Origin of the sequence: Acetivibrio cellulolyticus CD2, from assembly GCF_000179595.2 — a bacterium.
GTDB lineage: Bacteria > Bacillota > Clostridia > Acetivibrionales > Acetivibrionaceae > Acetivibrio > Acetivibrio cellulolyticus.
In genome coordinates this window covers 915,118-928,617 of the sequence record NZ_JH556658.1, presented here as the reverse complement: position 1 = coordinate 928,617, position 13,500 = coordinate 915,118, and the positions used below count along the sequence as shown (strand labels likewise).

Genomic DNA, 13,500 nt, shown 5'->3' with positions numbered 1-13,500 from the left:
AGGAAGCATATCCCTACCTTTTGCATTTCATCCCATCAAACGAGCATTATGTCAGAAATTGTTGATTTGCAAATATAGATAAAATATAATATATGAAATAGTTTTATAAATAAGTACAGGAGGATAAATTATGTCAATAGCAGTAAAGAATGAAGAATTACAACGTTGCGAAGCTGAGTTCAAAAAGCTTTCACAGAAGCTGAGCCAAATAGAGAATAGCCTCCAAACTATAAGGAAATCACTTGATTCTGACATAAGGTATGAAAGAAATATTGATAGAGATTTTAATAAAGTATGTGAAGCTGTAGATCAGAATGAGAGAAGCTTGACTGATATAGCGAAATTCCTTTCTGATACTGTTAAAGCATATGAGGCTGCGGAAAAAATGATCGAAAAGGATTTGAATGAAATAAGCCAGAAGAAATCAGGTAGAAATATATTTTCAGATATATTTGATAAGCTAAGTTCAATAAGGAAAAAGGCAGAATCTATTCTAAAAATACTAATAGGTTTTGGAATTTTCGGTTCACCTATAGGTACTATTATAACTTTAAATGAGATAAAGAAATACTTCGATGAAAAAGGCGTTACTGTGAATAATAAAGAGGTAAAGCCAATAGAAATAAAGAAAGCAGATATACCGGGACTTAAGGGCATATTGTCTTATGATCCAAGTAAATACAAGGAAGAAGTTTTATTGCTACAAAAGAAACTGAATGAATTGGGTTATACTGACGATAAGGGAAGAAAGCTAGTTGAAGATGGACTGTTCGGAAGTAATACATTATCGGCAGTAAATAAGTACAAAGAACAAAATGGTCTCTGGAATTTTGGCGAATATGGAGGTAAGGTTGGAAAAACTACATGGAATCATATATTCACAAAGGATAATGCAGTCTCTATTGATGGATCAGGCACTGCAAAAAATAGTAATACAGTAGAATCAGCGACATTTGTATGGCCTGTGCCATCATCAGAGCGTATTTCGTGTCCATTTGGTTCTAAAGATAGCCTCCACCCGAATGGACACAGTGGAGTAGATATTTCGGCAGCAAGTGGAGAGGATATAAATGCTGCAGTTGGTGGAGAAGTAGTATTAGCTCAATGGTTAAGCGGATACGGAAATGTTGTATATATTAATGCTGAAATAAATGGAAAGATGATTCAGATAAGATATGCACATATGAGTAAAATAGATGTTAAAAAAGGGGATAAAGTTAAAGCAGGCCAGGATATAGGTGATATTGGAAGTACAGGAAATTCAACAGGGCCTCATCTTCACTTTGAGGTTAGAGAATGTAACAAAGATGGAAATTGCCTTGGAAAATCAGATTCTGCACCTATTGATCCAATGCCATTTTTGAAAGGAAAAGTTACAAGCCTTCCTGAATCTCATAATATAAATACTAATGGAAAAGTATCTGGTAATACTGTAGAATATATAGTAAAAAGTGGAGATACCCTTAGCAAAATCGCAGAGAAATATGGTACGACTGTTGCTGAATTAGTGAAACAAAATAATATTTCCAATGCTAACTTAATAGTTGTGGGTCAGGTTATCAAAATACCAAATTCAAGTTCTTTGAATGTTGATGTAGGAAGTAATACATCAAATGACATTAATGATAGTGCTAAACATAACGATGATTGGATTCCTTCTTCTGTGATGAAGTTAAATGGTACGACTAAGGAGGAAAAAGCTCTAAAAAACTGGTTTGCAAATAAGGGGATTAAATGGTCACAAGAAAAGGTAGATGCAATCTGGCAAGCTACAGAAGAAATTAATAAGCAGTATGGTATTCAAATAGATCCACGGTTTCTCTTAGCTATCATAATTCAAGAAGGTACAGGAAGTTTTAATACAAGTAGTACTAACCGTGCTGCAGATGGACAACATGGCATTGAAACTAATTACGCTTTGGATTTGATGAAAGCAAATAGCTTGATTTTTGGTAAAATATTAGGCTATATTGATTGTGGTGATGAATTTAGAAAAGCAGTGTCAAATAATAATAACTTGAGTGGGATAAAGGGAAGTGGGGATATATTCCAGTATGCTAATTGGTTAACACCGATTATAAGAATGAATACCAAAAAAGTAGAGACTGGAGTATATGCAGGCCATGGTGCATGGGGCAATAGCGTAAGAAGTATTTACAATGATCTTACTGGTGGTGAGGCAAGCAATTATGAAAAGTATATTTCAGGTATAGATGATAGTGTTGTGCATAAAATTGCAAAGTCACAAGGAATCAAATTAAGGCAATATGAATTTGTTCCCAAACAGAATTCTCAAAATAGTAAAGGTAAACCTGATGGTAATTGGACTATAGTTGGAATACCCAAAAACTAGCATTAAAGGAAGGTGTAATTATTTATGAATAGGTTTAAGTGGATAGGTATATTAACTTTAACGATTTCTTTAGTCTTAATAACAAGTGGATGTAATAAATCAATTTTAGATAAGGACAAAACTAAAAATCTTGTAACTAATACAAAAAAGGTTGATTCTATTAGTAATACTGCTGTTCCATCAATAGCTTCAAAGGATAAAGATCAAGAAAGTCCTGAAATTAATGATAATGAAGGGACTAAAGATAGCCAAATCATGTCTAAAATAATGGGCAGTGACAAAAAGGAGCTAAAGGAAGAGGATTTTGAAGTAGTTTATAAAGACGTGATTATAAATAAAAATACAAAGATTGAGGATATTACTGCTAAGTTAGGACTATCTGAAGATTATGAAGCAAATAATCAAGGTTATATAAGTGGTAATACCAAGTATAGAAGGTGGAATTTATGTTATCCAAATTACAGTAATCCCGAAATTAGAATTATAGTGTTTTCAGAAAGGGAATATGTGGGCGATGAAATCAAAGATGGAAGTAGTTATATTGTAGGCATATATCTTGAATCGTTTGCAACAAAAAGTGGATTAATGGTGGGAGATGAGTTGGAAAAGGTTCTGGGCTTATATGGTAAGCCTGATGGTTTTGAAAAGGATACAGAAAATGTGGATGGTTTATACTTTCTTAGATATTCTAAAGACGAGTTGAACTTAGATATAACTTTAGAACAAGATTTTAAAAAGGTGAAATATATATTTTTAGACTATAATATGGAAAAATCGTCGAAAGAACAAGAGAATGAAAATAACTAAAATGATATTGTAGGTAGGGATTCAGAAAGTGAATGGAAGATAATTCGATAAAATGAGTTTGGATGAGATCCAGAAGATAATGGGAAAAGCTGAAATGAGTAAAGATTGGTATGAAGTACTTGAAAATATAGTCTATCAAATAAGATATCAATTTGATAGTTATCCTTTTTGGTTTTTTTCTAGAAACAAAAAGGGAGAAGATTCAACGTTTATAGCTATTAATGAAATTTGAGGTATACATTTATATTTCCGACATTAATGATTCTTGTTGCATGCAATAATACATACGAATGGACAGTATAAGTTCTATACACCCAATTTATTTTCTAAAGAAGTATTAAACTTAATTACGAGGAGAGTTATTAATGAGAAGAGGTATTATTATACTTTTATTTTTATGTAGTTTAATAGTAATGTTATCAGTTGTATCATGCTTACAGTTTGATGGAGCAAATTCTAATTCATTCGACAAATCAGTTGACTTAGAAAACGATATAAAAGAAAAGCTGTTTGGTATGTGGCAATATGGTGGCCGAAGCATAGGAGCCGGATATAATCATATTTACTATTTTAATAAAGATGGTACTTATAGATTTCAGCATAGTCAATACGATGGAGAAAATAGAGAAATTGAGCATTCGGGTGAATGGAAGGTAAATGGTAATAAAATCTATCTTACAGTAAAGAAGAAAATAGAATTAGAAGGTGGAGTTCTATCAGAAGCTTCAGGTTCTGTATCTTCAGAAAAGGAGATAATTGGCGGTGAGACCAAGGAAGTATATTTAAGTCTACCAGAGACAATGGAAATTAGTATTAGCGACTATAATAGTGAAGAAGGAACAATTAATATAAATGGAGAAGAGTATTGGAATTTAGATCAAAAATATTACGAAAAAGAATCTATGGAAAGTAACAGTTATAAGTTGGGTGATATGCAGGAGAATGGTTTTGAGGTTATTGAAGAACAGTCTTTTGAAGTTGAATTAAATAATTTTGGAAATGTTCGTTTTGTTTCTGGCTGTAAGAATAATGAGTATGATATTCCAAAAATATATTTTTATTTAGTGGATAAGCAAGGATATGTTAGGTACACTTTTCCGGAATTTTATGGGAATGAATGGACTTTTTCTGAACTAAAGGCAGTAGCATTTGAAGATATAAATAAAGATGGGTTAAAGGATGTAATTGTAATATCGGAATATATTTTTGGACATGGAGCAAATGCAGATGAACCATTTAAAGTTGCTGGGGTCTACTTGCAAAAGGGTAGTGAATTTGTAAGTATGGATAGTTTGAATAATGAAATCAATGGTACTAAAAATAATAATTCTATTAAAGAAGTAACAGAATTTTTGAATAAGCAAAATATTAAAGCATTTTAAGGTATGTACGAATAAGAAGCAATATCTAACTGACCCATCACTGGTTGTAAGCAATGGTCATGCACTTGTTAGAGGAAAAACTCTGAATATTTATAAAATTGGGCAAAAGGACTAAAAAAGCTGGATATGCAACTGATTCAAATTATGCAAACAGTTTGATAAAAAATATAGAAGTTTATGGGCTTAAATTAGATGGAGGGGCAAATTTGATACTAATACTGTAGATCGTCAACCAGGCATTTATTTGCTTATTGATGCATTGAAGGGCTTTTGAAGAGTTATATTTGGTGAAATTAATATTGAAAATCTTTAAAAATAACCATGAAATATAGTTAGGGGGATATTATGAGAAATGTTATAGTAGCAATTCTAATGATTAGTTTTTTGTTTGTTTCTGGTTGTGCAAAACCTAATGAGGCTTCTGATAGTTCTGATAAAAATGTGATTCCAAATAAGTCAAATACACAAGTGCAAATTGATTCAAATGCAAATGAAATTGACGCTACTACTAGTAATACTATTGTTGACGAGCAATCTGAAGCTAATTCGTTTTTTAATAGTGATATTTTACAGTTGAATTATAAAGGGATTTTTTTATTTGATGATACATTAGAAAAAGATGTAACATTAAGAGTTAATGAAATTACTAGTCTTAAGGATGGAAAAGTATATGAATTTAAGCTGGATCCAATTGATGGGATTCCTAATGAGCGGTTGTGTTTGGGGTATTTTTATGTACAGAAGGACAAAATTTATAAAATGGAACCAACAGAAGAGAATCTAAACAAGTTAAAGGTGAGTGGGGAATTACCAGATAATAGCGTAATTGTTTGCCAAGATAAAGTCATTAAAGATGAATTAGGTGAAGGGGAATCTGGATATCACCACTATTTGGAAATAAGTGGAGATACGCGGGAATTTCACTCTTATAATAATCAAGTTTCAACAGGTTATTTTGAAACAATTATTTGGGAAAAGAATAAAGGAATGATTAGTTATAAAAGTGGATATGGTGCTGATAGAGATTCAATTGAATTGCTACTAAGCAGTAAAAATATTGAAGGTAGGGGAGAAATAAATATGAATACTTCAGAAAGTTATAATACTTGTATTATAAAAAGAGATTCAATTAAAATTGGACAAAATATTGCTGGACTTACTGTCAAAAGTATTGAGAAAAATCAGAATTCAATAGCAGACCTAACATTTTCTGGTGAGATTACATTAACTGGTACATATGAATGGGGTGAAACAGGTGATGGAAATGGGTGTATATTCATTTTAGATAATAACTCAAAGTCCAAATTACCTGTGTTAGAAGCAATTGGAGAGATAAGTTCTATAGGAATTAATAACTCCGATGTTGCAGAAAAACTTTTACCTTTAGAGACAGGTAAGGCAGTAATTGTTATAGAGAAATATTCAATAGGTGAGAGACAACTGATTGCAAAAGCAGATTTAATAAAGGTATTAAGTGGTAAAGAATTAAATTAATTGAATTCATGATTACCTGATAAGATGGCTATTGATAATAAGAACATATACATTACAACTACTAATAATAAACTTATAAAGTATACTTTTGCAAAGTAGGTGCAGGATGTAAAAAGACAGAACATCATACTCCGAAACAATAGCTTTTGAATCGAAACAGCTTGTTGGGCCGCTGCAAGAGTATGGAAACTAGGAGATGTTTAAGAAGAAAGTTAAGTGGTTTATAGAAATAAAAGTTATGACCATTAGATGTGAAAATATGACTTTGGTCATCTAGATAATTTTTAAGATTTGTAGTAGCATATCGATGTGAGAAGAAAGCTGTTCGGGGAAAAATGGATATAATTTCAAGTGTTGATTTGGTTAGTATGGCAAATAAGTAAATGCAACTAATAGAGGTATACATTGATTATATATGATTTTAACTATTCGGCTAAAAGGTTGTAAGTACGTATATTGAAATAAGCAGGAGGACAGATATGAAGAAAATAATATTTGCAGTTATCATGGCATTACTTGTATCTATAGTGTGCGTTCCTTGGTTGGTAAGTGGAGCAGAAGGAGTGAGTGTTACTGTAGATAGCAAAGCAGTGAATTTTCCGGACGCAAAACCTTTTATAGATATGAATGGAAGGACGCTTATACCTGTAAGATTTGTTACAGAAAGTATGGGAGCAACAGTTGGATGGAATGAAGAGTATCGGAACATTTGTACCAATACGATATATGATTGTGGAAAAGCAAATAGTGATAAACACGAAGTATATAACCGATCCATCATTGGTTGTAAGTGATGGAAGTACAATTATAAGAGGAAGAGCAATTTATACTATTGAAAATTGTAATGATATGGAATGGATAAATAAATTTTTCCCATTTGGTTAAAGTGAGCTAGGAAAAGAACATGCAAGAGATATGGAAATCGAGTTTGCAAATCTTGAGCAAAAGGATGATTGGGAACACTCGATTAAGGCTCTATACGGGGTGCATCTGCTTTCGGTTATTAAGTGAGGTTTGAGAAATGAAAAATGCGCAGCTACAGAATTTTTAGTCTAATTTTGTTGTAAAAACGGATTGATATGATTTGTCGTATAAGTTATAATTTACATTGATTATATATAAATATAACTATTAAGAAATCATAATCTTTTTCTTAATAGTTGTTAAATAGATTATTAATATAATAAATCAATATATATATTAGGCATTTGCAAAATGACTTAAAAAATCAGATGTAAAAAGTTAGAAGAGATGTAAAATGGACTTTGATAACTTAAGAGGGATATATGTTAGTGATTTGACTGAAAAACCAGAACCTTGTTGATGAAATTACAGCACAAATAAGCTTATGTATAAGACATAAGTTTCAAGAGTAAGTTAGTAAATCAAGCGATTAAAGGTTTTAAACTACGTATATACTTGTGCTCATGAATTTTATCTGCAAGTATTACAGTAATTAGTTGTGTGATACCTGCGAGATATAAATCTGCTTTAATAGTTAGGTTGTCTCTTGTTTTAAGATTACCACAGGCCATAGGCTCCTTAAGGTATTGAATGTTTTTTTCTACTACAGTCCTAATTTTGTAGTCAGAAATCCATTCGTCAGAGCCTCTAATCACACCTGGATACATGCGTTTATCCATGGCAGGAGATGTGAAGGTTACACGACCGCAAGGCTTGCCATTACAGGGGTTATCACAAGAAGTAACCCATTTACCTTTAATTAGTTTTGCCTGTGGGCACCGCCATTTGAATCTTTCGATTCTTCCTTCTTCTCGGCTCCAGCCATTTGGTTTCATTGGTACAGAAGAATCTTTAGAGCAAAGTGGCCAACCATCATCATTGTATTTAATAGGCGGAAGATTAGGGTTTGAATTTCTGGAATTCAAAGGTATTAGAGCCCTTTGAAACTTGAGTTCATCTAAGAGCAATGTGTAGGTATCGCACGTATCAAAAATAGAATCACCAAGGAAAGTGCTTGGTTTAAAAATCCGGGTGAAGAGTAAAGAAGTCTGCAAATACTGGTTTAAGGGATTTGGAATCACTAATAGATTTATCTTCGTCTGGAGAATCCGATTTTTTCTCAATGTGCATTTCAGGATGTTTCTTTTTGAAGTCACTATCCAAAAAGGCAATATGTCTTGGAATGCCGAGGCCGTTGGTGATAATGCCAAACTTGTAGACATAGCAGAAGTAGCCGTTTATGTAGAGTTGCTTGATTTCTTTGTTTGCAGAGGCTGAAGAAGGCATAAGGCTATAAGCCATTTTATATACATCGACATCAGGCTTGTCCTTGTAGAAAGCCTTGAGTTTTTTTATGATAGAATTTATGAACTTTGGGTTATTCTCAGTTACAAAGGTTTCAATACCTGAAGTATCATAAGCGATAGTGGATGCAAGAGTAGTGTTAATTTCCTGGCAAATAGGTTCTGTAATATCTACAAGGTGGTTAAAGAAGTTTTCCAGGTAAATAACGAAATCTTGTTTGAACCGTGTAAACTGAGAGTTATGAGGGACGTCTGGAAGGCCACAGAATTCACGGGCTTCATGGCATAAATTAAGAAAAATAATGAGTAGCGAAACTGTAGGAATGCCAAGAATTTTCTGCAGAACTAATGCTGAAAGCATTGAAGAGAGTGAATATTTACGGTCTCTCCCTAGAGTTTTGTGGTAAGACCAATAAAAATCCTGTGGTATAAGCGAAGATAAATCAAGATGTTGTGAGAGTAGCTTAAGAAATTTTGGCTTATTATTTTGAAAAACATCTTTACATTCTTCGAATGTGTCAGCAAAAGAAATTTGTTTATAAAGTTTTACCATTTGTTTTCCCCTTCTCTTGTTTAAAATTGGATTAGATACCTATATTTTACTAGAAGCAGAGGGGGAAAACAATAAAAATATCAATTTGAAATGCAGTAAATTCAAGCGTTATAGCATTTCGCAAATAACTAATATATATATAAAATGGGGGTAATAATTTTGAAGAAAATAATATTTGCAGTTATCATGGCATTACTTGTATCTATAGTGTGCGTTCCTTGGTCGGTAAGTGGAGCAGCAGGAGTGAGTGTTACTGTAGATGGCAAAGCAGTGAATTTTCCGGACGCAAAACCTTTTATAGATATGAATGGAAGGACGCTTATACCTGTAAGATTTGTTACCGAAAGTTTGGGAGCGACGGTTGGGTGGAATGAAGATTATCAGGAAGTGACTATAAAAAAGGGTAATGTAGATATAAGCATAATGATAAATGACAGGAATATTGTGGTAAGCGGAAAAATTAAGACAATGGATACAGAGGCGATAATAAAGGAAAGCAGAACATTTGTACCGATACGATATGTTGCGGAAGGACTTGGAGCAAAAGTGGGATGGAATCCAAATACAAAGACAGTAATAATTACAACGGAAGCTGCAATAAATGCTGATATACCAAATGCCGCGGATTATTACAAGATTAATCCTGATATGCCCAAAGAATTGTATACATATGAATATAGAAAGGATTCACATAGTGGATGGTATGCAACCAATAAGTGGATGGTTGATAGGTATGGAGTAAAAACTGTAACTGATTTTATGAATGTTGGAAAAGGTTATATAGAAACTTGTTATAACGTAGATTATAGAACTTTTGATAAAAAAGAGTACATAGAAAAATTGAAATGGTATTTTATGCCTCGTACAAACTGGTACGGAGGAGATGGAAAAAGTAGACCTATTTTAGAGCATCTTGATTATTTGGCTAATATGATTGTAGAAAAACAAATAGTAATTAAGACAAAGTTTATAACAGATCCATCTTTAATATTGAGTGATGAGGATACTATTATAAGAGGAAGAGCAGTGTATACTATTGAAAGCTGTAATGATATGGAGTGGGTAAATAAATTTTTCCCATTTGGAGAGAGTGAGTTAGGAAAAGAACATGCACGTGATATGGATATTGAAATAGCCAACCTTGAGCAAAAGGATGATTGGGAGCACTCGATCAAGGTACTATATGGAGAATATCTGCTTGCAGTTATTAAGTGAGGTATATAAGTAATGAAAAAAAGCATTTCAATAATCATGGTTTTAATTGTATTTATCTCTGTTTATTTATGCGATACTGTTGTTTTTTGTGGAAGTATGGATACAGGGACTGACTTCTTAAAGGAGTTAAAAGAAGGTGAAACTATAAGAATAATTGAAGATAATTCAATACGCTTAGCAAGCTATGACAAAATAGCTACGACCAAAATTCGTTATAGGACAATAGGTTATACATTAAAACAAACAAGGGGTGAAATTCAAGAAGGGAGCTCAACAATTGTTCGACGAGAAGAAGATGGTGAAGATACACATGAAGATAAGCCTGAATTAATCAAGGAAGGCTATATGATTACTTATCATAAAGTAAATTCTACAGAGATGTACGACCAAATTGATAAGGTTAACTCCGAATGGGTAAATGAGCTCTATAACAATGGTGGAGGTATTTACCTTGATGGAATATTGACCATCAATCAATATGATAAAATTTTAGGTTCATTAGAGAAAGATAAAGACACGGGAAAATATGTTACAAGTGGTGAGGTATATAGGACTGCACCTGGAATAAAGTCAGCAAGAGGGTGGATGGACCCTGATGTTTTAGATACCCATTTTAACAAGTATGTATACTTTTATCCATTAACAAGAGACATTGGTGCTATTACTGCTAGTCTTTCAACAAATGCAAATCCAAGCCTTATACAGCGAGGTGTTAATGCTTCAGTTGAAGTTACTCTTGATTCAAGTAAATCGAGCGCAAAGTTTAAGGAATTAGGCAAGGATATGACAGACGCCAAGATTACAAATAGAAAGTATTGGATAAAAACCAATGATGGAAGGACTATAGAACCTAAGGACAACGGACAAACAATTTCAGTTTCCATAGATAATGTAAATTCCGAGACTACACTTTATTGTACTGTTCGAGTATATAGTCAGGATTTAGCGGATTTGGCCTCTGAGGATATAGTACCTCAGGATGAAGCAACAGTAGTAATAAATTTAGGTCAGAAGGGTGGTTCAAGTGCAACAGGCAACTTGAATGCTGATTTAAGAGGAAATGAAAAATACAATGTTTTGCAGGGTATACCAACTCAGGAAAGTTTATATGCAAATATAACAACCGAAAAGTATTTGACAGATTTTAGTTCTAAAAATGTGAGTGGAACCAAAAAATATCCGATTACCATTAAGAAGACTTACAATCTTTCATGGCAGGAGGATGAAGGTGAGACTGTATATGAATATGATGATAAAGGTAATGTAACCGGTTCGAGGTGGGTATCAGACTGGGAAGACAAAAGTGACACTGTGGTGAAGAAAGAAACCTATTATGTTGATAGAGATTACATATTCAATGTGATCGACAAAATGGGAGTATATGCTTTACAAAAAGCTGTGATAACAAACAAATGCTTACCTTCGGGAAGTGTTACTATCTTACCTAATGGCTATACTGCGCCAGAAGTAGTGGTATCACACAGTGATGTTGTAAAAGATCATATCAAGGATCCGGTATATGAATCTGAAATAGTATTAGAATCACAACCCTTATCTGGTGGAAGAAGTGGAAAACCGAGTGTTCCGGAACCTGCTTGGCAAGCAGAAGCAGAAGCTGCTATTGGAAATATACAAGTAAAAAATGACAAATTAATAATCGATGGTTTTACAGTTTTGGAAGATGATTGGCATGAGACACGTGCGACAAATCCACGTGAACCTAAAAAAGCCGGAATGGTTGGCAAAGATGTTTTGTACAAGAATAACATTAAGATTGATGCAAAGACTTTAAATGACGAGTATGAGAGTACTGGTACAGTATACTACAATAAGATAGCTGGTGTTAACAATGCTGAGACTGTGCGGACCGGGAAAGTTGACGTAAATCCTGTAATAGTACATGCTCCGGTTGTATGCGATCCAGTAATTGAAAATGATGTGCAGCATAATCAGGAAATAAAGCCTGATGACACAAGGGCAGCAATGATCCTTGGAAGGACATCAAAGTTTACATTTCCTACTGTAGGAAAGTATATAAACAAAAAGGGATACGTAAATGCAGATTATAGAAAGTATACAAAAGATAGAATTGTTAAGTTCCCTTTTGATGTTTATGTTGGGGACAAGTTCTTAAAGGCAAATACAGAGTATCATATGCCTGCAAAAGTAGATGAATTGACATTAACTGTTCCGACCTGGGTGAATGAAGGGAATTATGATGTACAATGCAGGACGATAGCTATTAACTCACCGGGGAATGACAGTCTGAAACAGAATCTGTCAAATATCTCCTATAAGAATTATATTGCCACAAAAACTATCCCTGTAAGGGTTATTGGGCGCGTTTATGGCTTGAAAATCACAGATATCAATGATTACCCCGATTGGGCAGAGGTATTCAGAACAAGCACAAATACAACGGAACACTCAGATAATTACTATTGGGTAGGGGATTTGGATGAAGATGGACAAAAACGTGGAAATTCGGATAAATTTACTTTTCCTGTTTTGAACGGAAGCCATATAACCAAGAAGAATTTAGGGGTATTGAAGACCGGTTATAAATTTAAATTTGAACTCAATACAATAGGCAATTATTTCAATGATTCTGACCTCATACGCATAAAGCCAAGATTTTACTATGTGAAGAAGGACGGCAGCGGGCGTAAGGAAGTGGATCTTTGGTACCAGGAAAAGATTAATGGGACGTCTACCCTTGCAAAAGTAGGAAGTAAAGTAGATAGCAAAAATATTAAAAGTATAGTGTTAGGAGATCCTTACAGAAATGTACCTGACGAAGAGTTGACGGATACGAGTGATATCCTTGAGAATACATCAAAAACTGAGTTTACAAATCAAAAGGCAAAGATAGGTTCCTATGGAGATGTTATTCTTTCAAAGCCTGTCAGAACTTTTGTTGGTGATACTTCGGATATACCTGATGTTGATGAAGAAAGAGTAAAAAAATCTGTACAGAAGTGGTATGGTGAGTATTGCGTACCAAACAACGCTTTTGTATGTGAAAAAGGATTGGATGTTGCTGATGCATTAGGTAATAAAGCCTTTACAGGAAAAGAGAAATTCTGGCTAAAAAATGGTTACATAATTGTGAACTTTGAAATAGAAACAATAAAGAACAAGGATGCGAAAAATCCACAATTGAGTTACTGGGGCAGCCCGCATTCTAACATGTGGAAAATAGAAGGATTTGATTATAAGAAAAAGGATGGAAGTGGAGCGACATTTACACTTTCAGATGGTGACATAATCTTCTATTACACCGACAAGAAGTCCTCGGATGACTATTCGTCAGGTGGAACCAATTAAGTATCTGTTAATTGTGTCTCTGGTGGGTTGACCAATATTATAAGCAAGTGATGTTTATAAATGGGGGGCTAACCCCCCATAATTTTATTATGTATCAGCTAA

11 protein-coding genes are annotated in these 13,500 nt (G+C 33.6%); 9 read left to right on the top strand and 2 right to left on the bottom strand.

Going from position 1 to position 13,500, the window contains the following annotated elements; all coding sequences use genetic code 11:
- Positions 1–130 precede the first annotated feature (130 nt).
- The 7 genes from ACECE_RS32200 to ACECE_RS0219490 all read left to right on the top strand — a co-directional run bounded on the left by ACECE_RS32200 (position 131) and on the right by ACECE_RS0219490 (position 6,830).
- Positions 131–2,353, top strand: coding sequence for a peptidoglycan DD-metalloendopeptidase family protein (locus ACECE_RS32200; protein ID WP_010250293.1), 2,223 nt, complete (start codon positions 131–133; stop codon positions 2,351–2,353).
- 24 nt (positions 2,354–2,377) lie between these two features.
- Complete coding sequence (locus tag ACECE_RS28255; RefSeq protein WP_010250292.1) at positions 2,378–3,160, top strand: hypothetical protein; 783 nt, start codon at positions 2,378–2,380, stop codon at positions 3,158–3,160.
- Positions 3,161–3,212: 52 nt separating this feature from the next.
- Positions 3,213–3,392, top strand: coding sequence for a hypothetical protein (locus ACECE_RS0219510; protein WP_026073923.1), 180 nt, complete (start codon positions 3,213–3,215; stop codon positions 3,390–3,392).
- A 133-nt stretch (positions 3,393–3,525) separates the two neighbouring features.
- The gene (locus tag ACECE_RS29665; RefSeq protein WP_010250291.1) at positions 3,526–4,542 is read left to right on the top strand and encodes a hypothetical protein; all 1,017 of its coding nucleotides are present in this window, start codon (positions 3,526–3,528) and stop codon (positions 4,540–4,542) included.
- 98 nt (positions 4,543–4,640) lie between these two features.
- Positions 4,641–4,766 carry a hypothetical protein gene (locus ACECE_RS32680; protein ID WP_010250290.1) on the top strand — a complete coding sequence of 42 codons (126 nt, stop codon included), beginning with the start codon at positions 4,641–4,643 and terminating at the stop codon, positions 4,764–4,766.
- A gap of 121 nt (positions 4,767–4,887) precedes the next feature.
- Positions 4,888–6,036 carry a hypothetical protein gene (locus ACECE_RS31515; protein WP_010250289.1) on the top strand — a complete coding sequence of 383 codons (1,149 nt, stop codon included), beginning with the start codon at positions 4,888–4,890 and terminating at the stop codon, positions 6,034–6,036.
- A gap of 479 nt (positions 6,037–6,515) precedes the next feature.
- Positions 6,516–6,830, top strand: coding sequence for a stalk domain-containing protein (locus ACECE_RS0219490; protein ID WP_010250288.1), 315 nt, complete (start codon positions 6,516–6,518; stop codon positions 6,828–6,830).
- Positions 6,831–7,421: 591 nt separating this feature from the next.
- Here ACECE_RS0219490 and ACECE_RS32425 read toward each other — a convergent pair.
- Complete coding sequence (locus tag ACECE_RS32425; protein WP_010252870.1) at positions 7,422–7,925, bottom strand: hypothetical protein; 504 nt, start codon at positions 7,923–7,925, stop codon at positions 7,422–7,424.
- 94 nt (positions 7,926–8,019) lie between these two features.
- The gene (locus tag ACECE_RS32420) at positions 8,020–8,856 is read right to left on the bottom strand and encodes a transposase (RefSeq protein ID WP_407636673.1); all 837 of its coding nucleotides are present in this window, start codon (positions 8,854–8,856) and stop codon (positions 8,020–8,022) included.
- A gap of 159 nt (positions 8,857–9,015) precedes the next feature.
- On the opposite strand from ACECE_RS32420, the gene ACECE_RS29660 reads away from it, so the two are divergent.
- Entirely contained in the window at positions 9,016–10,071 is a 1,056-nt protein-coding gene (locus ACECE_RS29660; protein WP_010250285.1) for a copper amine oxidase N-terminal domain-containing protein, read from the top strand.
- Positions 10,072–10,083: 12 nt separating this feature from the next.
- Complete coding sequence (locus ACECE_RS28230; RefSeq protein ID WP_010250284.1) at positions 10,084–13,398, top strand: DUF5704 domain-containing protein; 3,315 nt, start codon at positions 10,084–10,086, stop codon at positions 13,396–13,398.
- The last annotated feature ends 102 nt before the right edge of the window (positions 13,399–13,500 follow it).

Excerpts from the sequence above, each read along its gene's own strand:
- ACECE_RS32200 (WP_010250293.1), top strand. The coding sequence starts at position 131 with ATGTCAATAGCAGTAAAGAATGAAGAATTACAACGTTGCGAAGCTGAG.
- ACECE_RS28255 (WP_010250292.1), top strand. The coding sequence starts at position 2,378 with ATGAATAGGTTTAAGTGGATAGGTATATTAACTTTAACGATTTCTTTA.
- ACECE_RS0219510 (WP_026073923.1), top strand. The coding sequence starts at position 3,213 with ATGAGTTTGGATGAGATCCAGAAGATAATGGGAAAAGCTGAAATGAGT.
- ACECE_RS29665 (WP_010250291.1), top strand. The coding sequence starts at position 3,526 with ATGAGAAGAGGTATTATTATACTTTTATTTTTATGTAGTTTAATAGTA.
- ACECE_RS31515 (WP_010250289.1), top strand. The coding sequence starts at position 4,888 with ATGAGAAATGTTATAGTAGCAATTCTAATGATTAGTTTTTTGTTTGTT.
- ACECE_RS0219490 (WP_010250288.1), top strand. The coding sequence starts at position 6,516 with ATGAAGAAAATAATATTTGCAGTTATCATGGCATTACTTGTATCTATA.
- ACECE_RS32420 (WP_407636673.1), bottom strand. The coding sequence starts at position 8,856 with ATGGTAAAACTTTATAAACAAATTTCTTTTGCTGACACATTCGAAGAA.
- ACECE_RS28230 (WP_010250284.1), top strand. The coding sequence starts at position 10,084 with ATGAAAAAAAGCATTTCAATAATCATGGTTTTAATTGTATTTATCTCT.